The sequence below is a fragment of the Flavobacterium sp. H4147 genome, assembly GCF_029360735.1.
Lineage (GTDB): Bacteria > Bacteroidota > Bacteroidia > Flavobacteriales > Flavobacteriaceae > Flavobacterium > Flavobacterium endoglycinae.
Window position 1 is genome coordinate 1,201,519 of sequence record NZ_JARKNB010000002.1, and the last position, 18,471, is coordinate 1,219,989.

An 18,471-nucleotide genomic window follows, 5' to 3' on the forward strand; every position below is an offset into this window, starting at 1 on the left:
TGATTATGACTAGTGTAATTACAGGCGATATAATTGGTTCAAGACAACAAGAATCAGAACATTGGGTAGAAGATTTGAAGAAAATCTTGCATCCGCTTGGTAAAACCCCAAGTCAATGGGAAGTCTATCGAGGCGATGAATTTCAAATAGAAATTACAAATCCTGAAGATGCTTTATGGACTGCGGTTTTAATAAAAGCCCGTTTAAGAGCCTTAAAATCTGATGCACGAATGAGTATTGGTTTTGGAAATAAAACTCATAATGCCGAAAAAATTTCAGAAAGCAACGGATCTGCATTTATTAACTCGGGAGAACTTTTTGAAACGCTGAAAAAGCAGAAAGTCACTTTAGCGATGCGAACTGAAGATGCTGATTTGAACGAAAGAATAAATCTTATGATACAGCTGGCGTTGACTTTTATGGACAACTGGCTGGCACAGTCGGCAGAGTTTGTGGCTTTGGCAATAGAATATCCAAATTTGTCTCAGGAAGAACTCGGGCAAAAATTGGGAATTAATCAAGCAGCGGTAAGTCGAAGACTAAAACGTTCCCACTTTGATCTGATTATGAATTTAGACCGTTATTTTAGAACACAAATAAAACAACTTACAGCCTTATGATTTTATTTATAAAACTGCTTCTGGCGCATTTGTTAGGTGATTTTATCTGGCAGCCCAATTCATGGGTAGCTCATAAAGAAGCTCATAAACATAAAAGTATTTATTTATACCTTCATATCCTTCTTCATGGGATTTTGGCTGCCGTTTTAGCGGGTGAAATTTCCTTTATACCGTATGCTGTTTTAATTGCAATTACACACGGCATAATTGACTTAACCAAACTTCATTTTCAAAAAAGCAAAAATAAACGAACATGGTTTGTGGTTGATCAAATTGCACATTTATTAATTTTAATTGGAATTACGCTTTTATACGAAAATGAAAATATAGACTTTCTTTGGTTTGACAATCGGTTCTGGATTTTACTAACGGGAATTTTATTAGTAACCAAACCGGCTTCTATTTTCATCAAAACCATAATTTCAATCTGGAGTCCAGAAAGTCAAAACAGTCATCAGGATAATTCTCTTGCCAGTGCTGGAAATTATATTGGCATTTTAGAACGTTTACTTACAGTCTGTTTTATTCTAACGGGACATTTTGAAGCCATTGGATTTTTACTGGCCGCAAAATCCATTTTCAGGTTTGGAGATTTAAAAGAAGCCAAAGACCGAAAACTAACCGAATACGTTATGATTGGTACTCTGATTAGTTTTGGAATTGCGATAATTACGGGCTTAATTCTTCAAGCGCTTCTTTTACAACTGTTTTAAAACTTTCTTATTGATGGCTTTTATCAAAGCAGGACCTTCATAAATAAATCCGGTATACAATTGCACTAAACTTGCTCCTGCATTTAATTTTTCGATAGCATCGTCTGCAGAGTGAATTCCTCCTACTCCAATAATTGGAAATGCTTTATTGCTTTTTTCTGAAAGAAAACGAATTACTTCTGTAGAACGTTTTGTTAATGGCTTTCCAGATAATCCACCCATTTCTGTTTGGTTTGCAGATTGTAATCCGTCTCTTGAAATAGTGGTGTTTGTGGCAATAACACCTGCAATCTGAGTGGTTTTTACAATATCGATAATATCTAATAATTGCTCATCTGTTAAGTCTGGAGCAATTTTTAAAAGAATAGGTTTTACTTTTTGAGTACTTGTTTTTTGTTTCTCAACATTTCTGTTTTGCAAAGTCTGAAGCAAAGCTGTCAAAGGTTCTTTATCTTGTAAAGCTCTTAAATTCGGTGTATTTGGAGAACTCACATTTACCACAAAATAGTCAACATGGTCAAACAAAGCATCAAAACAAATGATATAATCGTCTACCGCACTTTCATTTGGTGTTACTTTATTTTTTCCAATATTTCCTCCAATTAAAACATTTGAATTCTTTTTCAAACGTTCTACAGCTTCCTGAACTCCGCCATTATTAAATCCCATTCGGTTAATAATTGCCTGATCTTCTTTTAATCTGAACAAACGTTTCTTTGGATTTCCTTCTTGACCAACAGGAGTAACCGTTCCAATTTCGATAAAACCAAAACCAAAATCGCCTAATTCCTTGTAAAGCTTAGCATCTTTATCGAAACCAGCAGCAAGTCCAACCGGATTTTTAAATTTAATTCCGAAAACTTCTCTCTCTAAACGAGTGTCTTTTAACTCATAAATTGATCTTATAATCGCCGAAACTCCAGGGATTTTTGAAATGAATTTTACAAATGAAAAAGTAAAGTAATGCACTTCTTCAGGATCAAACCAAAAAAGTATCGGACGGATTATCAATTTATACATAATGTTGTTGTGTTGTTTTTTTTCGGATGCAAATTTAGATATTAAACTTGAAAATGTCGGCACAAATAATTTCAATTTTGTTCAATTCTAAAACAATACATTTTCATAACTAATAAATATGCTTTTTAGGTTTCAAATTATAATATGAAACCAATTCAAACCTTCTTAAACACCTCTTTAGAACACATATAGCCTAATTTTGAAGTATTCTGTTTCATTTTTCATTCCGCAGCAAATCCATTTCATATCAACCTAAAAAATATGTGTAAGGCAGATAAAACGATTCTTGTTTCAAAAAAACTTCTATTAGTACTATGGCTGACTATTTGTTTAACAGCATCTGCACAGCAGGAAAAAGACACAACCAAGCTGATGACTGTTCGTTACGGAAACAAGGGAATCGAGCTTCGTACAAAAGACAATAAATTTCTTTTTCAGCTACAAAGCCGTTTACAATTTCGTTTTTCAACTCCTTACGATGCAGATCCTCTTACTTACGACGATTATAGTCAAGATGCACAAACCACTTTTAAAATTAACCGCGCCAGGCTCAAAATTGGCGGTCACGCTTTTGAACCTTGGCTGAACTATTATTGGGAATATGAACTAAGCCAATCCAACTTGCTGGATTTTAGAATCATGATTGAGAAATGGGAGTGGCTGAGTTTTAAAGCTGGACAATGGAAAACGGAATTTACCAGAGAACGCTACATTAGCAGCGGCGAACAGCAAATGGTTGAACGATCTTTGATCAATCGTCCTTTTACAGTTGACAGACAGCTTGGAGTTGAAGTTTACGGCCATTTAAAAGGAAATGGTATTGCTGATTTTAATTATTGGTTTGCCGCTTTAACTGGAACTGGGCGTGGCAGTACTGAAAACGATGATGGTAATTTAATGTACTTTGGAAGAACACAATGGAATTTTTTAGGAAGATTTCTCGATTTTGAAGGCAGTGATTTAGAATTCCATGAAAAACTGACTCCCATTATTGCTTTTTCTGCCATAACTAACCGAAGTCCTTACACGAGATTTTCGCAAGCTGGAGGTGGTTCTTTAGATGGTTTCGAAAATGGCGCTCCCGGTCAATACCGTGTAAATCAATGGAATTTTGAAAGCGCTTTTATGTATCGTGGCTTTTCATGGCAGAGCGAGTGGCATACCAAAGAAATTATCGACAAACTAGACAATGACCAGACCACTGTACTAAAAGGATATTATGTACAGGCAGGCTATTTTTTTCACAATATTTTTGATTGGTGGCCTAAACATTTGGAAATGGCAGGCCGACACGCCGCATACCGACCGGATAATTGTATAAGACAAAATAGGCAGGAAGAATCTACGCTGGCTTTTAACTGGTTTTTCAAAGGACACAAAAACAAACTCACTACAGAAGTCAGTTATTTTAGTTTTCAAGATAAAACACTTCCCTTAGAGCAAGGCTGGCGTTTTAGAATTCAATGGGATATTTCCTTATAATATTTACAAAGCTTTTTAAACTTTTTATCATATTAACAGTCATATCTTTTTTTTTGTCATAACTTTATTACACTTAAATCACTGAATATGAAAAACATATCCAACACAGTAAAAAAATCAGCACTGTTATTCTGCCTGATTGGAACATTTTTCCTTATTTCAATTGATAGTTTTGCGCAGCGCCGCGGTAATGCCGGATCGAGAGGCGGAGCCACGCATACGAGACCAGCAGCAACAAGACCTGCAACCACGAGACCAGGAGCTGGAGGCTCAGGTGTGCAAAGACCTAATAATTCCGCAAACAGAGCCACAAGACCAGCCAATTCAAATAATAAGGCAACACGTCCTGCTAATCAAAACACTAGAGAACAAAATATTGCAAATCGAAACAACGGAAATAACAGTAACAGAAACAATAACAACAGAACTGGAAATAGAAACACTAATATCAGTGGCAATACCGTAAACGTTAATGTAGACCGCAGTAGAGATATCAATGTCTACAATCGTAATACAGTTGTACGTCGTAGTACAGTCGTTTATGCACGTCCTCCGTATAGATATGGCGGATATCGCTATTACGGCTACCATCCTTATTATTATCATCCATACCGACCTTACTATTGGGGACCTGTTTGGCATCCTTGGGGATTTTTTGTTACAACTTTGGCTGTTACAGCGATTGTTGTTAGTGTAGAAAGCACGCAATATCATTATGATCAAGGAAATTGGTATGCTCCAAGTAATGGCGGTTATCAGGTAGTTCCTGCTCCAGTGGGCGGAACCGTCAATAATATTCCAAGCGGTGCGCAGACAGTTAATACAGGAACTGTAAATAATTATTATTACGGAGGAACATTTTATGAAAAAGACGGAAGTAACTATAAAGTAGTACCGCCAACAGCAGGAACTTTAGTTGACAACCTACCGGAAGGCGGAACCGAAGTTACTATTGGAGATGTAAAATATATTAAGTTCGGCGAAACATACTATCAGCCTGTTCATGTTGACGGAAAAGACAAATACGAAGTTGTATTGGTTGAAGAAGATAAATAACAAAATATTTAAATTTTATTAATCCTATAAAATTACTATATTATAAAAGTTATTTTTTATAATTTTACTTCCATCTATTTGACATCCATACCAAATCAAAATAAAACCATGAAAAATAAAACCTTTTGGATTTTCGGTTTACTGACTTTATCGATTATTTCGATAGCGTACAGTTATACTAAATTTGCAGCACCAAAAACAGAAACGAAAGTTGCAGAATGTCATGACGTTCCCAATACCGGTGAAGCATCGGCGTTTCAGCCTACCATCGAAAACAAGAATAAACCAACTGGAAAAGCTCCAAAAGGAATGGTGTGGATTCCCGGCGGTGAATTTTCGATGGGATCAAATGTTGAAGACGAAAGTTTATGCAGCATAAAAGGGGTTACCAAAGATGCTGCTCCAATACATAGAGTATATGTTGACGGCTATTATATGGATGAGACCGAAGTAACCAATGAAGAATTCGAAAAATTTGTAAAAGCGACGGGTTATGTAACTGTTGCCGAACAAAAACCAACTAAAGAGGAATTCCCAACTGCAAATGAAGAAGATTTAATAACAGGTTCTGTAGTATTTACTCCTACACCATCTGCGGTAAATCTAAACAATTTTCTGCAATGGTGGCGTTACGAACCGGGCGCTGACTGGAGACATCCAGAAGGTCCTCAAAGCTCTATAAAAGGAAAAGAAAAATATCCTGTTGTGCATGTAGTATATGAAGATGCCGAAGCGTATGCGAAATGGGCTGGAAAACGACTTCCAACGGAAGCCGAATGGGAGTTTGCGGCACGAGGCGGTAAAACAGGAAATCTATACGCTTGGGGAAACGATTTAAAACCTAAAGGAAAATTTCAAGCCAATATTTATCAAGGCCACTTCCCTATTCAAGATGGCGATACTGGCGAAGATGGTTTTAAAGGAATAGCACCAACAAAACAATTCGCTCCAAATGCGTACGGTTTATATGATATTGCTGGAAATGTTTGGGAATGGGTGCATGATTGGTACAGCGTAGATTATTACAAATCATTAGCGGAAAGCGGAAAAGTTACCAAAAATCCGCAAGGGCCAAATGCGTATAACGATCCAAATGATCCAACCCAAATAAAACGTGTACATCGCGGCGGTTCTTTTTTATGCACCGATCAATATTGCACTCGATACATGGTAGGAACAAGAGGGAAAGGCGAAATCAGATCGGCTGCCAATCATCTTGGTTTTAGATGTGTAAAAAGTATTTAAAATATATTTTGCCAAAGGATTCTTCAAAACAGAATCCTTTTTTTATTGCTTTTGTTTGAAAACTGCAAAATCTATAGGCTCAAAAAATTGTCTATATTTGCTAAAAATAAAAAAGAAATGCAGCACATTATTGATCGTTTTATCAGTTATATAACAATTGATACTGAATCAGATCCGAATTCAACAACAACTCCAAGTACAGAAAAACAATGGAATCTTGCCCATAAATTAGTCGAAGAATTAAAAACTATTGGTTTAGAAGAGGTCACTATAGACGACAAAGCGTATATCATGGCAACGCTTCCAAGCAATGTTGACCACGAAGTTCCTGTAATTGGCTTTATTTCTCACTTTGATACTTCTCCAGATTTTAGCGGAGCCAATGTAAAACCTCAAATTGTAGAGAATTACGACGGAAAAGATATTGTTTTAAACGCAGAGAAAAACATCATTTTATCTCCTGATTATTTTAAAGATCTATTATTATATAAAGGACAGACCATTATTACCACTGATGGAACAACTCTATTAGGTGCCGATGATAAAGCTGGAATCACTGAAATCGTTTCTGCAATGGAATACCTAATTCAGCATCCGGAAATTAAACACGGAAAAATCAGGATTGGTTTTACACCAGATGAAGAAATCGGAAGCGGTGCGCATCATTTTGATGTAGAGAAATTTGGTGCCCAATGGGCTTACACCATGGACGGAAGCCAGATTGGCGAATTAGAATATGAAAACTTTAATGCTGCTGGAGCCAAAATTACTTTTAAAGGAAAAAGCGTTCATCCTGGTTATGCCAAAGGAAAAATGATCAATTCGATGCTTTTAGCAAATGAGTTTATCAACGAACTTCCAAAAGGTGAAACTCCGCAGGAAACTAGAGGTTACGAAGGTTTCTTCCACGTTCATCATATTAAAGGAAATATCGAAGAAACTGTTTTGGAACTGATTATCCGCGATCATAACAAAAAGAAATTCGAAAAGAGAAAAGAACTAATCATCAAAATTGCGAAGAAATTCAATAGAAAATTTGCAAAGAAATTTGGTGAAGATATTGTCATTACTGAAATAAGAGACCAGTATTACAATATGAAAGAAAAAGTACTTCCTGTAAAACACATCGTAGATATTGCCGAAAAAGCAATGCGTGAGTTAAACATCAAACCAATCATAAAGCCAATTCGAGGCGGTACAGACGGTTCTCAATTATCATTCATGGGATTACCTTGTCCAAATATATTTGCGGGCGGCCACAACTTCCATGGAAAATACGAATATGTTCCAGCAGAAAGCATTCAGAAAGCAACTGATGTAATTGTAAAAATTGCTGAATTAACTGCTGTTCCAGGAATCTTCGATGCTTCAGAAAAACATAAACGAAAAAGATAAAATTGGAATCAAAATCTGAAAATACAGGCATTTGGAAATATGGTGAAAAGTGGGCCGAAGAATTACTCCTACTCAAAACCATAGTTGACAAAACAGAGCTGACAGAAACCACAAAATGGGGCGGTCCAGTATATGTTTACAACAAAAAGAATGTTGTAGGTCTCGGTGGATTCAAAGATTATTTTGCCATTTGGTTTTTCAATGGTGTATTTCTGAAAGATGACAAAAAGAAACTCATAAATGCTCAGGAAGAAGTAACAAAATCGTTGAGACAATGGCGTTTTACTTCTAAAGAAGAAGTAAATGAAAAAGAAATTTTGGAATACATTGCCGAAGCCATAGAAAACGAAAAACAAGGCAAAATCATTAAACCTTCTAAAAAAGAAACCATCGTTTCTGAACTTTTAGAAAAAGAAATGAATCAGAATCCGGCTTTGAAAGAGGCTTTTCAAAAATTCTCACCTTATAAACAATATGAGTTTTTAGAATACATCGAAAGTGCCAAACAAGAAAAAACAAAAATCTCAAGAATTGAAAAAGTAGTTCCGATGATTTTAGCAAGTGTTGGACTGAATGATAAATACAGATAATTTTTCTGAAATTCCAAGTTCTAAATTCCAAATCCCAAACTCCAAACTCCAAATTCAAAACTCCAAATTCAAAACTCCAAATTCAAAATTCAAAATTCAAAATTCAAAACTATATGAAACCTTTGGCAAAGTTTAAAACTTTGACAAAAGTTTTTCTTTGCAGAGTTTCTTTTGCGATTTATCCTTATGCCGAAATGAGAAAATATTGTGTATAAAATCACCCATAAAAAAATCCCAAACTCCTTTTTGGAATTTGGGATTTTATATTATTGGAAATTTAAAAAACTTATGCTTTTTTATTCAAAGCGGCACTCAATTCTAAAGAGATAGCTGAACGCTCTAATTTTAATTTTCCTGACATTGTTTCGATTACAACAGTTGTTTCTGCTAATTCAGCGATTTTACCGTGAAATCCACTTTTTGTAACTATTTTGTCACCTACTTTTAGGCTGTTTTCAAATTCTTTTTCGTTTTTTGCTCTTTTTTGCTGTGGTCTGATCATGAAAAAGTAGATTACCACGAACATTAAAAGAAAAGGTGCAAATTGAGATAATTGTCCCATAATTAAATTCTGTTTTTGATTTATATTAATTTCTTTTTGGAATTTCGAATTTACTAATTGGAATTTTAGCTTTTAATTACATTAACCCTCTTCCAACTTTAACCATCTTTTTATTGGCTTCAAGTTCTTTTACCAGATTGTCTAGAATTCCGTTGATAAAAATACTACTTTTTGGTGTAGAATACTCTTTTGCGATTTCTAAATATTCGTTAAGAGTTACTTTTACAGGAATTGAAGGGAATTTTAAAAATTCGCAGATTGCCATTTTCAAAATAATCGTATCGATTTCTGCAATCCTTTCGCTGTCCCAATTTGGTGTTTTATCATCGTATTCTTTTGCAAAAGCAGCTTCATTTAAAACAGTTCTTCTAAACAAATCTTTTGCAAAATCTTTATCCTCCACATCCTTATACAATTTAGGAACTCTAAATTCGTCTGGATTTTCAGTTTTAATCGCTTTTAATTGTTTAATGATATGCGTATTAACAACTGGAATATCATCAACCCATGTTAATTTATCATCTTCTAAATACTCGTATAATTTTTCATTCGGAACAATTACGTCCGAAAACAAATCAGCAATAAATTGTTTGTCTTCTTCAAATGTATTTACATTATTCGACATGTATTTTTTGTACACATCGCTTTCTTTAATATCATTTAAAAGCAAAATGATATAATCATCGTTTAAAGCCCAATTGTTGATTTTACGATTTTCTAAAGCAATGCTTAAAGAGTTACTTTCGGCAAGAAGCTGAAAGATTTTGTTTTTGATAAATTTTTCGTTTGGATTACGTTCTGCTGGAGTTGCAAGATGTTTTTTACTTGACAGATGTAAAAAAACAGATTCTTTTTTACATATTTCAATCAATGAAGAAAGCATAATCAAATATAAATCCTGAATATTATCAATACTGTAGAAAAGAAATTTTTCTTCTTTTTCCATATTATCAGAACCGCTTTGATGCATTGCATAAATGGACTGCATTACTTTAATGCGTATGTGTCTTCTATTTACCACCTCGTAAGAACATTTAAAAATTAGTCCGCAAAAGTAAAACTTTTAAGGCGTATTTTAAAATTAAATCGTAAAAAAGTGTTTAGTCGCGGTTTATAGTATTCAGTCACAGTTTTCAGTCACAGTTTTCAGTCGCAGTCTCAATTTGCTGCGTCAAAAAAATAATTATATCACTAAACTGAACCCTGTGACTGAATACTGAATACTGAATACTGAAAACTGAATACTGAAAACCGAGACTGAATACTAAAAAAAATCCCAGTTTCCAGCAGAACTGAAAACTGAGACTGAGACTGTAAACTAAAAAGAATTACTTCTTAGCGTTCTCGATTTTTCTTTGATCGATACGGTTTTGAGCAATTGTAAGTGCCGCTTTGTGCGTTGTAATTCCGTTTTTCGCAGCGTAATCGATAATTTCTAAAGTGGTGTTATAGATATTTTCTGTTTTCGCCATGATTTCAGCTTTACCATAGTGCTCTAATTCAGCATAAACATTGATGATTCCACCAGCGTTGATTAAGAAATCAGGAGCATATAAAATACCTCTATCTTTCAATCTCTGACCGTGAACGTTTTCATCTGCCAACTGATTGTTTGCTGCACCAGCAATAACTTTAGCTTTAATTTTTTCTATTGTAGCATCGTTAATAGTTGCTCCCATTGCACATGGTGCATAAATATCAACATCAGCAGTATATAAATCTTCTCCTGTATAAATAGAAGCGTTGTATTTTGAAGCAACCTGATATAATTTCTCTTCATTAATATCGGTAATGGTAACCTGTGCGCCTTCTTTAGTTAAATATTCAACCAAAGTTTCACCCACGTGTCCAATTCCTTGAACCAAAACTTTTTTACCATCTAAAACATCAGATCCAAACTGACTTTTAGCAGCTGCTTTCATTCCTAAATAAACTCCGTAAGCAGTAACTGGCGAAGGATTTCCAGAACCTCCTCTTTCCTCAGAAATTCCCGTAACGTAAGGCGTTACATCTCTTACAGTATCCATGTCTTTAGTTTCCATTCCAACATCTTCAGCTGTAATATATCTTCCGCTTAAAGAGTGAACAAATTCACCAAACTTACGCATTAATTCAGGCGTTTTTTGTGTTTTTGCATCTCCAATAATAACTGCTTTTCCACCGCCAATATTTAGACCGGTAATTGCTGATTTATAAGTCATACCTCTTGAAAGGCGCAGTACATCGTTTAGCGCTTCCCATTCAGTATTGTAATTCCACATTCTTGTACCTCCTAAAGCTGGTCCCATAACCGAATTATGAATACCAATAATTGCTTTTAAACCTGTATCTTTGTCATTGCAAAATACAATTTGTTCGTGATCATCAAAAGATAACTGACCAAAAACAGGATCCATTTTTTGAAGTTCCTTTCCAGTTGCGAAAGCTGCATTCATAGTGTTAGAATTTATTTGTTTAAAATTACGAAATCGTCAAAAAGACTTCTCAAACATAAACAAAAAATACACATGTGCTAATTTTTTATCCTTAAAATAACAATTTTACAATATAATTGTTTTGATTAAATTGCATTTTATTATAATTTTAATTAACAATAATTCATAAATTTAAATCAAATCAATATTGAATTTCTTAAAAAAATGAAAGAATTAAGCTATTTAAATAAATATTTCATCAAATATAAATACAGTTTTTCTCTTGGTATTTTAATCACCATAATCGCACAAATTTTCTTTTTGTTTACTCCAAAGCTGGTCAGCCACTCATTTGATGTCATTGAAAAATTTTTAAAATTATCAGAATCAGATCGTCACTCATCGATTATAGCTAATTTTTACAAGGAAGATTTAATTCATAACATCTTCTTAATCATAGGAAGTGCGATCGTAGGAGGATTTTTAACCTTTTTAATGCGTCAGACTTTAATTGTCATGTCTCGCCACGTCGAATTTGATTTAAAAAATGAGGTTTTCAAACAATATGAAAATCTTTCGCAGAATTTCTACAAGCAAAACCGTACGGGAGATTTAATGAATCGTATTAGCGAAGACGTTTCAAAAGTGAGAATGTATGTGGGACCAGCTGTAATGTATACCATTAATACTTTTATTCGTTTTGCGATTGTACTATTATATATGTATAATGTTTCGCCTTTGCTGACGCTTTACACCATTCTTCCTTTACCTATATTATCGTATTGTATTTTTAAGCTGAGTTCTGAAATCAATAAACGAAGCACGACTTTTCAGCAATATTTGTCTAAAGTTTCTAGTTTTACTCAGGAAATATTTTCAGGGATTCGCGTTATTAAAGCCTATTCCTTAGAAAACCAGCATCAAAACAATATGGTGGATCTTGCCGAAGAAAGCAAACGAAAAAGTCTTGATCTTGCCAAAGTACAATCGCTTTTTGGTCCTTTAATGATTGCGCTTATCGGAATCAGTAATTTGGTTGTGATTTACTTTGGAGGCGTAATGTACATAAATGGAACAATTCCAAACATTGGAACCATTGCTGAGTTTATTTTATACGTTAATATGCTTACTTGGCCGGTTGCTTCTCTTGGATGGGTTTCATCGATGGTACAAGAAGCCGAAGCTTCTCAAAAACGTTTAAATGAATTTTTGAAAATCGAACCTGAAATCAAAAACAACAATCATAACTCATCAGAAATTAATGGCGAAATTGCTTTTCGAAATGTGAGTTTTACATATGAAGATACTAATATAGAAGCTTTAAAGAATGTCAGTTTTACTGTCAAAAAAGGCGAAACACTTGCAATTCTTGGAAAAACAGGTTCTGGAAAGTCTACAATATTATCATTGCTTTCCCGTTTATATGATGTTAGCGAGGGAGAAATCACAATTGACAACAAAGAAATCAGTACTTTAAATTTAAATGATCTTCGAAACAGTGTGGGTATTGTTCCTCAAGATGCGTTTTTATTTTCGGATACAATTAAAAACAATATCAAATTTGGAAATCAAAATGCAACTGATGAAGAAGTTATCGCAGCAGCCAAAAGCGCTGTTGTTCATGACAATATTATTGCATTTAACAAACAGTATGATACGATTTTAGGAGAAAGAGGAATCACACTTTCGGGCGGACAAAAACAGCGTGTTTCGATTGCAAGAGCGCTTATAAAAAACCCTGCAATTTTACTTTTTGACGATTGTTTGTCTGCTGTCGATACAGAAACTGAAGAAATCATCTTAAATAACTTATTTGAGTTTTGTAAAAATAAAACTACAATTATTGTCAGTCATCGAGTTTCTTCGGCTAAAAATGCCGACAAAATCATCATTTTAGAAGATGGTGAAATAATCCAACAAGGCTCTCATAATCAATTGATAAATCAAGAAGGCTATTATGCAGCGTTATATTTAAAACAACTTTCGGAAAAAGAATTACTTTAATTGTTGCGTAATAGATAATTTTTTATGATTTTTGATTACTATTAATTCCAAAAATGATAGAACGTATTATGAGAGAAAATGACATGTTAGAAAAAGAAGAAATTTTTTCTAAAGTATTACGAGCAGGAAGAAGAACTTATTTCTTTGATGTGAGAGCTACTAAAGCTGACGATTATTACATTACAATTACCGAAAGCAAAAAGTTTACTGAAGAAGATGGTTCATTTCACTTTAAAAAACACAAAATTTACTTATATAAAGAAGATTTTAGTGCTTTCGCAGAAATATTAGAAGAAATGACTTCATACGTTTTAAACCACAAAGGCGAAGAAGTAATCTCTGAAAGACATCAAAAAGATTTCAAAAAAGAATACAGTTCTGACAAAGCTGAAACTACACGATCAAGCTTTACCGATATTGATTTCGACGATATTTAATCTATATAACTTTTTAAAAGTATAAGTCCAATTTGTTTAGCATTTTGGACTTTTTTTATATATTTAAGTTCTATTAATTCAATCGATTTTAAGTTTTAATCTTAAAATCAAACTACAAACTATAATACAATGAAAAATTTACTTCTTTTACTAAGCTCTATCTTGATTAGTATAAACTCAACTGCACAAAAATTAGAGTATGAAACCAAATCCAACATTCAATATTACAGTGCGGCCATCAACAAATCCGACAGTTACATTAACGAAAGATGTGTGCTGGATATCTATTATCCAAAAAACAGTAAAGGTTTTGCTACCATTGTCTGGTTTCATGGCGGAGGATTAACTGGTGGAAACAAAGAAATTCCTGAGGCTTTAAAAAATAAAGGTTTTGCCATTATTGGTATTAACTATAGATTGTCTCCAAAAGCAAAAGCCGAAAAAGCGATTGAAGATGCAGCAGCGGCAGTGAGCTGGGCTTTTAACAATATTACCAGTTATGGCGGTGATGCTTCGGAAATATTTGTTTCAGGACATTCAGCCGGAGGTTATTTGGCCAGCATGATTGGTCTCGATAAAAAATGGCTTCAGAAAGAAGGAATCGATGCCAATAGAATCGCTGGATTAATTCCGTTTAGCGGACAATGTATCACTCATTTTGAAATTAGAAGAGAAAATGGAATTCCCGAAAAACAACCTACAATTGACCAATTTGCTCCTTTATATTACGTTCGCGCCGATGCTCCTCCCCTATTATTAATTACAGGTGACCGCGAATTAGAAATGTTAGGACGTTATGAAGAAAACGCTTATATGGCAAGAATGATGAAACTCGTTGGACACACTCAAACCAAATTATACGAATTAGACGGTTACGGACACGGGATGACGGAACCTGCTTTCCCGCTTTTAGTAAACGAAGTAACTCGAATTTTAAAAGAACGCAAAAAATAAATCACTAAATCACATCCACGGCAATGGAAACACAACTCTTAATACTGCCAGGACTCGGGGATTCCGGAGAAAAACACTGGCAGACCTTTTGGCATGAAAAATTTAAAAATTCAATACGCTTAGTTCAAGACAATTGGGATGAACCGCTTCGCGAAGACTGGCTCGCACGTTTAAATGAAGAAATTTCGAAACTAACGCAGCCCACAATTTTAGTGGCCCACAGTTTAGCCGTTTCTTTGGTTTTACATTGGGCAGAAAAAAACAGCAGCAAAAATATAATTGGTGCTTTATTGGTAGCTCCTGCCGATGTTGATTCACCAGTACATACGCCAGATGTTATCCGAAATTTTTCGCCAATGCCGCTTTATACACTTCCTTTTCCTTCTATTGTAGTGGCAAGCGAAAATGATCCGTACGCCTTATTTGAAAGAAAACAATATTTTGCCGAAAAATGGGGAAGTGATTTTGTAAACGTTGGCCAGCAAGGACACATCAACTCTGACTCTGATTTAAAATACTGGGAAGAAGGACAGTTAATTTTACAACAACTTATTAAGAAGATTAATTCTTAGTTTTCAGTTTTCAGTCGCAGTCGCAGTCGCAGTTTTCAGTGTAAAACTGTCTAAGAACAAAAACTGTGACTGAATACTGCGACTGAAAACTAAAAAAATCACCCAATCCTCAATCCATTTGGTATTTTAAAATCGGGAGCTAATAAAATTACGTCTCCCTCCTTGCCTACGGCGCCGAGCACCAGGCACTCACTCATAAATTTGCCAATTTGTTTTCTTGGAAAATTGACAACAGCAACAATTTGTCGGTTGATTAAATCTTCTTTTTTATAACGTTTAGTAATTTGTGCCGATGATTTTCGAATGCCGATTTCTAATCCAAAATCGATCGTTAACTGATAGGCAGGTTTTCTGGCTTCGGGAAAATCATTTACTTCCAAAATGGTTCCTACACGCATATCGGTTCTTTCAAATTCATTCCAAGTTAAATCCATAAATATTAAGGTTTTATTACAAACCTATTAATTTTATAACGAATAGGACTAATTCTATAACCTCTTTTTTTGATACTCCGTTTAATTTTACTAATCAATTTCTTGAATTAATCGTAAAAAAATATACAATGGAAAATAGTGTAATTAATCCTGGTACCTCTATTAGAGATTTAGACTTTAATGTTCATCAGCAAAATACAGACAAATACATCGAAACTGCCAAAAATGTAAAACTTTATGTGAGGGATTATGGAAAGGGAAAACCCGTAATTTTAATTCATGGCTGGCCGCTTTCTAATGAAATGTGGGAATACCAAATAGAATTTTTGGTACAAAATAATTTTAGAGTAATCGCTTATGACCGACGTGGTTTTGGAAAATCATCTCAACCTTGGAATGGTTACGATTACGATACTCTAACAGATGATTTGAGCGAAATTATCGATCAGCTGCAATTAGAAAACGTTACACTTGTAGGGTTTTCAATGGGCGGTGGCGAAGTAGTTCGTTACTTCAGCCGTCACCAAGGGAAAGGAGTTGAAAAAGCGGCTTTGATATCTTCTATTATTCCTTTTTTATTAAAAACGGAAGATAATCCTGAAGGTCATCCAAGAGAGAAAAGCGATTCAACAGCCGCATCGATAAAAGAAGACCGAATTGGTTTTGTAGATAATTTTGGAAAAACCTTTTTTGGTGTTAATATTATCAACAAACCTTTAAGCACCGCTTTATTAGAATATTACAGAATGCTTTGTTCATTTGCTTCTCCTCGCGCAACCTTAAAATGTGCTGAATCATTTTCATTTACTGATTTTAGAGATGAACTTCAAACCGTAAATGTACCAACACTTATTATTCACGGAAATGACGACAAAATTGTTCCTATCGATTTAACTTCTAAAAAAGCTGCAGAAAAAATAGCACGCAATAATTATATTGTTTATGAAGGCGCACCTCACGGTTTGTTTTATACAGAACGAGATAGATTGAATGAAGATTTACTTGAATTTTTAAATTCATAAGCCGTAAGAACATATTTTAGTATAAATAGAAAGATCGCAATATTTACTATTGTGATCTTTTTTTTACAGATAATTAAAGTTATTTTTGAAAACTAATTATTTGTAAAAAATGGCTCGAACTCCATCAAATATGGTTCCGCTTGGAACAATTGCTCCTGAATTCTTTTTAAAAGACACTAATTCGAATAATACATATTCTTTTAATGATTTAAAAGGCTCAAAAGGAACTCTTGTCATTTTTATGTGTAATCATTGCCCATTTGTGCTTCATGTAATTAATGAGATTGTCATGATTGCAAACGATTATAGAGTTCAGGGATTGGGAATTATTGCCATTTCAAGTAATGATGTTGAAAAATATCCTCAAGATTCACCAGAAATGATGGCTGAATTTGCCTTACAGCATAAAATTGATTTTCCTTATTTATATGATGAAACTCAGGAAACAGCCAAAGCATACGATGCGGCCTGTACTCCAGATTTCTATTTGTTCGACAATCAAAACCGTTTATTTTACAGAGGACAATTAGACGATTCAAGACCTGGAAATGGAATTCCGCTGAGCGGTACTGATTTACGAAATGCTATTGATGCTTTGATATACAATAGAACTTTAAGCGAAATCCAAAAGCCGAGTATTGGCTGTAATATCAAATGGAAATAAAGCTTTTACCTATTAAAAAAAGTTTCTTATCTTTGCCATCATAACAAAATTTACTCATTGTGAGCACCATAACAATATTTACAATTGCTGCGTTGCTGTTTTCTTTTTCAAGAAGACCGCTTTCGGCTGTACTTATTTCACAGAGTAAGGCCTTTATTAATTAGGCCTCCGTCTATTTCACTTTTCTTCTTTCAGGCGGAGGATTTACATCAGTTTTAAACCTTTATTTATTTGACAAAAATCAAATTAGTCAAATATTTTTTGTTTTTCCATATTTAAAGTTTCGTAGAAATCTGTCTTGAAAAAAGGCCTGTAAAACAACTGTCTCTTTAAATGTAAAAAGAAGAAAAATCATTCAAATAAAAATTAAAGTATAATAATAAATTCAAATAGATATGAAACCAACACCTACTTTCTGCAAAGCAGATTATCAATTTCTAAGAGAATTGATTTTAAAAAGTAAAAATGCAACAAATACAAAAGAAGCCAATCAGCTTTCACAGGAACTTGACCGCGCTGTAATAGGCAAAGAAAGTGATTTAGATTTGGTTATACGCATCAATTCCTTTGTTACTATTGAAGATGTAAAAGCCAATAAACAAATGAAAATTCAAATCGTTTTACCTTCGGCAGCCGATGTAAAACAATCTAAAATATCGATTCTAGCACCTTTAAGTGTGGCCATTATTGGTTTTAAAGAAAATGATCAAGTTGATTGGGAAATGCCTGCAGGTATTAAAACATTAAAGATTGTTGCTGTAGATAATTCGGCAGTACTTCATTCTTAATTTCAAAAACACCTCCTTTTGTGACGGTGTTTTTTTATATCTATTTGAAAAACAAAAACCGATTCAAAAGTATTGAATCGGTTTTTTTATTCTTTAAATAAATAAAGCTTATAACTGTGAATGGATATAACTTGTTATTAAAGCCATATTTGCATCGTCTAGTTTTGCTTTTTTCTGCATTCTAACTAAAATTGGCTGCCATTCTTCTTGAGAGAATTTTTCTGGTTCATACAGTTTGTGGCATTTTACACAATTGTTTTCATATAGTTTTTTGCCTTCTGCTTGTTCCAAAGATAAAGTAACAGGCGGTTTGGTTTCTTTGGAAGGATCAATTGTTTGAGGTGCAGAAGCAACTGCTGATTTTTGTGTACCACACGCTATAAGAAGCACCGCAGTCATTAAAGTTAAGATTTTTGATTTCATTATTTAGCTCTGTTTTTTGAGTAAATATAAAAAAAATCCCATTCGGCGAGGAATGGGATTATTATTTAAAACAAAA

At 34.0% G+C, this 18,471-nt stretch carries 20 protein-coding genes; 14 read left to right on the forward strand and 6 right to left on the reverse strand.

The window, feature by feature from the left end; all coding sequences use genetic code 11:
• Nucleotides 1-5 precede the first annotated feature (5 nt).
• Nucleotides 6-620, forward strand: a complete 615-nt coding sequence (locus P2W75_RS13060; protein WP_207297196.1) for a SatD family protein — start codon at nt 6-8, stop codon at nt 618-620.
• Entirely contained in the window at nt 617-1,333 is a 717-nt protein-coding gene (locus tag P2W75_RS13065) for a DUF3307 domain-containing protein (protein WP_276380787.1), read from the forward strand. The genes P2W75_RS13060 and P2W75_RS13065 overlap by 4 nt, the downstream gene beginning before the upstream one ends.
• On the opposite strand, the gene P2W75_RS13070 is transcribed toward P2W75_RS13065, so the two are convergent.
• The gene (locus P2W75_RS13070) at nt 1,319-2,353 is read right to left on the reverse strand and encodes a quinone-dependent dihydroorotate dehydrogenase (RefSeq protein WP_207297198.1); all 1,035 of its coding nucleotides are present in this window, start codon (nt 2,351-2,353) and stop codon (nt 1,319-1,321) included. The genes P2W75_RS13065 and P2W75_RS13070 overlap by 15 nt on opposite strands.
• 261 nt (nt 2,354-2,614) lie before the next feature.
• Between P2W75_RS13070 and P2W75_RS13075 the strand changes: the two genes are divergently transcribed.
• From P2W75_RS13075 to P2W75_RS13095, 5 genes are all read left to right on the forward strand, one after another.
• Complete coding sequence (locus P2W75_RS13075; RefSeq protein ID WP_276380788.1) at nt 2,615-3,835, forward strand: OprO/OprP family phosphate-selective porin; 1,221 nt, start codon at nt 2,615-2,617, stop codon at nt 3,833-3,835.
• Between the two features lie 87 nt (nt 3,836-3,922).
• On the forward strand, nt 3,923-4,891 hold the full coding sequence (locus tag P2W75_RS13080; RefSeq protein ID WP_276380789.1) for a DUF6515 family protein: 969 nt from the start codon (nt 3,923-3,925) through the stop codon (nt 4,889-4,891).
• Between the two features lie 108 nt (nt 4,892-4,999).
• Nucleotides 5,000-6,136, forward strand: coding sequence for a formylglycine-generating enzyme family protein (locus P2W75_RS13085; protein ID WP_207297201.1), 1,137 nt, complete (start codon nt 5,000-5,002; stop codon nt 6,134-6,136).
• Nucleotides 6,137-6,253: 117 nt separating this feature from the next.
• A complete protein-coding gene (gene pepT / locus P2W75_RS13090) occupies nt 6,254-7,531 on the forward strand; it encodes a peptidase T (protein WP_276380790.1) in 1,278 nt (425 codons plus the stop codon).
• Nucleotides 7,532-7,533: 2 nt separating this feature from the next.
• Complete coding sequence (locus P2W75_RS13095; protein ID WP_276380791.1) at nt 7,534-8,121, forward strand: YdeI family protein; 588 nt, start codon at nt 7,534-7,536, stop codon at nt 8,119-8,121.
• 286 nt (nt 8,122-8,407) lie between these two features.
• Here P2W75_RS13095 and yajC read toward each other — a convergent pair whose 3' ends face one another.
• The 3 genes from yajC to P2W75_RS13110 form a co-directional block, all read right to left on the reverse strand.
• Nucleotides 8,408-8,683 (reverse strand): preprotein translocase subunit YajC, encoded by a 276-nt coding sequence (gene yajC / locus P2W75_RS13100; RefSeq protein WP_207297204.1) that lies wholly within the window; start codon nt 8,681-8,683, stop codon nt 8,408-8,410.
• Between the two features lie 76 nt (nt 8,684-8,759).
• On the reverse strand, nt 8,760-9,671 hold the full coding sequence (gene nusB, locus P2W75_RS13105; protein WP_207298649.1) for a transcription antitermination factor NusB: 912 nt from the start codon (nt 9,669-9,671) through the stop codon (nt 8,760-8,762).
• 340 nt (nt 9,672-10,011) lie between these two features.
• Nucleotides 10,012-11,118: a Glu/Leu/Phe/Val dehydrogenase gene (locus P2W75_RS13110; protein ID WP_276380792.1), complete on the reverse strand. Its 1,107-nt coding sequence runs from the start codon at nt 11,116-11,118 to the stop codon at nt 10,012-10,014.
• Nucleotides 11,119-11,322: 204 nt separating this feature from the next.
• On the opposite strand from P2W75_RS13110, the gene P2W75_RS13115 reads away from it, so the two are divergent.
• From P2W75_RS13115 to P2W75_RS13130, 4 genes are all read left to right on the forward strand, one after another.
• Nucleotides 11,323-13,101 (forward strand): ABC transporter ATP-binding protein, encoded by a 1,779-nt coding sequence (locus P2W75_RS13115; protein WP_207297205.1) that lies wholly within the window; start codon nt 11,323-11,325, stop codon nt 13,099-13,101.
• Nucleotides 13,102-13,169: 68 nt separating this feature from the next.
• Nucleotides 13,170-13,538: a PUR family DNA/RNA-binding protein gene (locus P2W75_RS13120; protein ID WP_207298651.1), complete on the forward strand. Its 369-nt coding sequence runs from the start codon at nt 13,170-13,172 to the stop codon at nt 13,536-13,538.
• 129 nt (nt 13,539-13,667) lie between these two features.
• Nucleotides 13,668-14,492 carry an alpha/beta hydrolase gene (locus P2W75_RS13125; RefSeq protein ID WP_276380793.1) on the forward strand — a complete coding sequence of 275 codons (825 nt, stop codon included), beginning with the start codon at nt 13,668-13,670 and terminating at the stop codon, nt 14,490-14,492.
• A 23-nt stretch (nt 14,493-14,515) separates the two neighbouring features.
• Entirely contained in the window at nt 14,516-15,064 is a 549-nt protein-coding gene (locus tag P2W75_RS13130; RefSeq protein WP_276380794.1) for an alpha/beta hydrolase, read from the forward strand.
• Between the two features lie 98 nt (nt 15,065-15,162).
• On the opposite strand, the gene P2W75_RS13135 is transcribed toward P2W75_RS13130, so the two are convergent.
• The gene (locus P2W75_RS13135; RefSeq protein WP_276380795.1) at nt 15,163-15,498 is read right to left on the reverse strand and encodes a tRNA-binding protein; all 336 of its coding nucleotides are present in this window, start codon (nt 15,496-15,498) and stop codon (nt 15,163-15,165) included.
• Nucleotides 15,499-15,626: 128 nt separating this feature from the next.
• On the opposite strand from P2W75_RS13135, the gene P2W75_RS13140 reads away from it, so the two are divergent.
• The 3 genes from P2W75_RS13140 (at nt 15,627) to P2W75_RS13150 (ending at nt 17,972) form a co-directional block, all read left to right on the forward strand.
• On the forward strand, nt 15,627-16,520 hold the full coding sequence (locus P2W75_RS13140) for an alpha/beta fold hydrolase (protein WP_207297209.1): 894 nt from the start codon (nt 15,627-15,629) through the stop codon (nt 16,518-16,520).
• Nucleotides 16,521-16,629: 109 nt separating this feature from the next.
• Nucleotides 16,630-17,184 (forward strand): thioredoxin family protein, encoded by a 555-nt coding sequence (locus tag P2W75_RS13145; protein ID WP_276380796.1) that lies wholly within the window; start codon nt 16,630-16,632, stop codon nt 17,182-17,184.
• 395 nt (nt 17,185-17,579) lie between these two features.
• Nucleotides 17,580-17,972: a GreA/GreB family elongation factor gene (locus tag P2W75_RS13150; RefSeq protein ID WP_207297211.1), complete on the forward strand. Its 393-nt coding sequence runs from the start codon at nt 17,580-17,582 to the stop codon at nt 17,970-17,972.
• 108 nt (nt 17,973-18,080) lie between these two features.
• Here the strand turns inward: P2W75_RS13150 and P2W75_RS13155 are convergent, their stop codons facing one another.
• Nucleotides 18,081-18,395, reverse strand: a complete 315-nt coding sequence (locus P2W75_RS13155) for a cytochrome c (protein WP_276380797.1) — start codon at nt 18,393-18,395, stop codon at nt 18,081-18,083.
• Between the last annotated feature and the right edge of the window lie 76 nt (nt 18,396-18,471).